Source organism: Anoxybacillus kestanbolensis (genome assembly GCF_001996285.1).
GTDB lineage: Bacteria > Bacillota > Bacilli > Bacillales > Anoxybacillaceae > Anoxybacillus > Anoxybacillus kestanbolensis_A.
Window position 1 is genome coordinate 1 of sequence record NZ_MQAD01000043.1, and the last position, 4,316, is coordinate 4,316.

2 protein-coding genes are annotated in these 4,316 nt (G+C 40.1%); both read left to right on the top strand.

Annotated elements, in window-relative coordinates; genetic code table 11:
• Positions 1 to 488: 488 nt before the first annotated feature.
• Positions 489 to 2,219, top strand: a complete 1,731-nt coding sequence (locus BO219_RS14305; RefSeq protein WP_077430000.1) for an ABC transporter ATP-binding protein — start codon at positions 489 to 491, stop codon at positions 2,217 to 2,219.
• A complete protein-coding gene (locus BO219_RS14310; protein ID WP_077430001.1) occupies positions 2,213 to 4,009 on the top strand; it encodes an ABC transporter ATP-binding protein in 1,797 nt (598 codons plus the stop codon). Before BO219_RS14305 ends, BO219_RS14310 begins: the two co-directional genes overlap by 7 nt.
• The last annotated feature ends 307 nt before the right edge of the window (positions 4,010 to 4,316 follow it).

Here is a 4,316-nt window from a genome sequence, read left to right on the forward strand (position 1 = left end):
TCTGAAGAATAGCTTTTATAAGTTCTTTGTTTTTTCGACATGTTCATCGGCTCCTTCCTGTCTTCTGTATGGACATCTTTTTCCCGATTTATACATGTCTACTTTTAAAGGCTCACTCCACTGCCAAAGTTTGCGGCAGTTGGTGAAAGAATAACGAAGGAAAATCCTAATGCCTCTTTTGAAGAGAAAGCAGATGCTATATCAAGAGGTCTGTTCGAAATGGTTCGCGCCTTTTTAGACGAACAACAGATACCTCGCGAAGCAGATGTTTACGAAATTATTCGTTTAGACTTAAGCGTTTGTGCTATGGGAATTGTCGATTATTTACAAAAAAGATAACATCACGAACAAGCCTTACAGGAGAGGGAACGTCTGTTTTTAAACGATTTCCCGCTTCTTGATTTTTAGAATCAGAAGCAAAAATATGTAAAAAGAGACTGAAAAAAGTTAGAATAAAGTGAAAAGTAATTTTTGTTTGGGGGTTTTACATGTTTGGTGTGCTAGCGTATTTAAAACCATATACGAAATGGATGATACTAGCATGGGGGCTTATGCTTATTGAATTAGCTATTGAGCTGTGGCATCCATTGCTGATGGCAAAAATCATTGACGACGGAATACTGCAACACGATTTTTCTGTCGTCTGGAAGTGGGGGAGCATCATGATGAGCACTTCCCTTATTGCTTTTATGGCTGGAATCGCCAACTCTTTTGTGGCTGCTTACGTTGGTCAAAATTACGGGTTTGCTTTGAGAAATCGTTTATTCGAAAAAGTTCAATCGTTTTCTTTTTCTAATTTTCATCAATTCCCGACGTCTTCTTTAATTACGCGAATGACAAACGATATCACGCAAATCCAAAACACCGTGTTTATGAGTTTGCGTATTATGCTGCGGGCGCCGCTGTTAGTGTTGTTCGGTACGGTGATGGCGCTTTATGTTCATTTTAAACTCGCGCTTATTTTAGTTTTCACGGTTCCGATTTTATTATTGTTTCTTATATGGATGATGAATAAAGGGATGGCATTATTTAAAATGGTGCAGCAAAAACTCGACCAAGTCAATGAAGTGATGCGGGAGAATTTAACGGGAATGAAACTCATTAAAGCAATGATGAGAGGGGAACATGAACAGCGGCGTTTTACAAAAGTGAATGAAGATTTGATGAACCGCACCATTCGATCATTGCAAACCATGGAACTCTCAATGCCTGTTCTGTTATTCGTTATGAACATAGCGATTATCCTTATTCTCTGGTTTGGTGATATAGACATTCAAATAGGCAGCGCAAAAGCAGGAGAGGTGGTAGCGATTGTTAACTATGCTACACGTATTACCTCGGCTTTATCGATTTTTACGTTTATTCTCATCGTTTTTTCCCGGGCCAAAGCATCGGCGCGGCGGGTCTCAGAAGTGCTGGCAGTAAACATCGATTTGTCAGATCGTGAAGAAACTAATTATGAAACAACGATCAAAGAAGGCAAAGTCATATTTGAAGATGTTCACTTCCAATACTCAAATTCTCAAGTTCCCGTTTTAAAAAATATTTCGTTTATTGCCCATCCCGGGGAAACGATTGCCATTTTAGGAGCGACCGGGTCGGGAAAATCTTCTTTATTGCAACTAATTCCGCGGTTGTATGATGTGAATAAAGGTCGGGTTTTGATTGATGGCATCGATGTTCGCGACATGAATCAGGAAATGTTGCGAAAACAAATCGGCTTTGTTCCGCAAGAAGTTTTATTGTTTTCCGGAACGGTGAAAGAAAATATCGCTTTTGGGAAAGAAGACGCTTCAATGGAAGAAATGATAGAAGCAGCGAAACATGCGCAAATTCACGAAACGATTATGAAACTGCCAAACGGATATGATACGATTGTTGGACAAAAAGGTGTGAATCTCTCCGGCGGCCAAAAGCAGCGGCTTTCCATCGCAAGAGCGCTTATACGGAAGCCGAAAATTTTGCTGCTAGATGACAGTACAAGTGCACTCGATTTAAAAACAGAGGCGGAATTATTGAAATCTTTGAAATCATATACATGTACAACGTTCATTGTGACCCAAAAGGTAAGTACGGCCATGAAAGCGGATACGATTTTACTTCTCGATGAAGGGGCTTTATTAGCCAAAGGGAATCACGAATGTTTATCGAAAAGCTGTGCTCTATATCAAAAAATTGTGCAATCACAGCTTAATAGCGAGGAGAAATACATATGTTGAGGCCGCAGCATCATTGGAAAAAAACATCGGAACAAAAAGCAAACAAATTGTTTCGAACATTAAAAAGAATAGCAACACTCCTTTCAAAGCAAAAAGGAATGTTAGCTCTTGTGCTTCTCATGGTTGTCTTCAGCTCTTTTTTAAGTCTGTTTGGCCCTTATTTCATTGGAAAAATCATTGATGAACATATCGTCGTAAAAAAGCAAGACGGGCTCATTCAGTCGCTCATGATATTAGGTGGAGTGTATCTTTTTCTCTCTCTGTCTCTTTTTCTGCAAAATTATTGGATGATTGCGATTGCTCAAAAGACGGTTTATTCGTTAAGAAAACAGCTGTTTGAAAAGTTTCATAAACTCCCAATCCGCTTTTTCGAAGAACGGCAACACGGGGAGCTCATGAGCCGAATCACAAACGATATTGAAAATGTGAGCCAAACATTAAATAGTTCCATTATTCAATTGTTCTCAAGCACTCTTACGCTTGTTGGCGCGGTTATTGTAATGGTTTCGCTAAGTCCGCTGCTGACGGTTTTGACGTTAACAATTGTTCCAATGATGTTCTTTGGCATGAAATGGATTACGAACCGTACGCGGATGTTATTTAAAGAACAGCAGCGCAATTTAGGAGAGCTCAACGGCTTCATTGAAGAATCCATTTCTGGTCAAAAAATTATCAAAATGTTTTCACAAGAAAGACAGACGATTTCTGAATTTCAACGAAAAAACGAAAAGCTCAAACAATCCGGTTTTTGGGCGCAGACGTATTCCGGTTTTATTCCAAAGTTGATGAACGTATTAAACAATATCAGCTTTGCCATCATTGCCGGGATAGGAGGAGTGCTCGCGTTAAAAGGCCTCATTTCGATTGGCGTCATCGTTATTTTCGCGGAATATTCACGACAGTTTACCCGGCCTCTTAACGATCTTGCCAACCAATTTAATATGTTGCTGTCGGCGATGGCCGGGGCGGAACGAGTTTTTGAAATTATCGATATGGAAGAGGAAGAAGACAACGAAGAGGCCATTCATTTACGAAACATAAAAGGAGAAGTGGAATTTCGCCACGTTTCGTTTTCATATGAAAAAAGACAGGAGACGATACGCGAGATTCATTTTCATGTTTCTCCTGGTGAAACGGTGGCATTAGTCGGTCCGACAGGAGCAGGAAAAACAACGATTATTAACCTTCTTTCCCGCTTTTATGACCCGGATAGCGGACAGGTGTTTATTGACGGCTACGATATCAAACATATTAAAAGAGCGAGTCTTAGACAGCATATGGCGTTCGTTTTACAAGATACGTTCCTTTTTCAAGGGACGATTCGAGAAAATATTCGTTACAGCAGGCTAGATGCCAGTGACAAAGACGTGGAAGAAGCAGCCAAATTAGCGAATGCCCATTCGTTTATTATGAAGCTTCCAAACGGGTACGATACTGTTTTAAACGAAGAAGGAAGCGGAATCAGCCAAGGGCAAAAACAGCTTTTGGAGATTGCCAGAGCGATTTTAGCCAACCCGTCCATCTTAATCTTAGACGAAGCGACAAGCAGTATTGATACAGTAACGGAGCTGAAAATACAAGAAGCGTTACAGCGGCTCATGAAAGGGAGAACAAGTTTTGTCATCGCCCATCGCTTAAATACGATTCGAAACGCTGACCAAATTATTGTGCTTCACGAAGGACGCATTGTTGAAAAAGGCACCCATCATTCATTGTTAAAAGCAAAAGGGTTTTATTACGAACTGTATCATGCTGGTACCGATCAATTTAACATTTCAAGGGGAAGATAGAAATTTTTCTGTAAAAAATGAACAAGGAAACCGCTGTTTCCATTCGTTCTCAAACGTGATGTAAAACATTTGTATGTATATACATGCACTTTAAAACGATGACTTCTGTATGAACACATTTTTTCATGGCTATACTGCTCCTAAATACTCATGTGTAAAAGGAGCGGAATTGGCATGAAACGTTTGAAAATCACAAATGATCACGGTTGGACACCTCGAACACTTCGGAAACAAGAACGGAAAATCAAAGATGCTTCTCTTCGTGTTCGGGTGACCGCTGTTCGTCTTGTCATGGAAGGTCACCTCG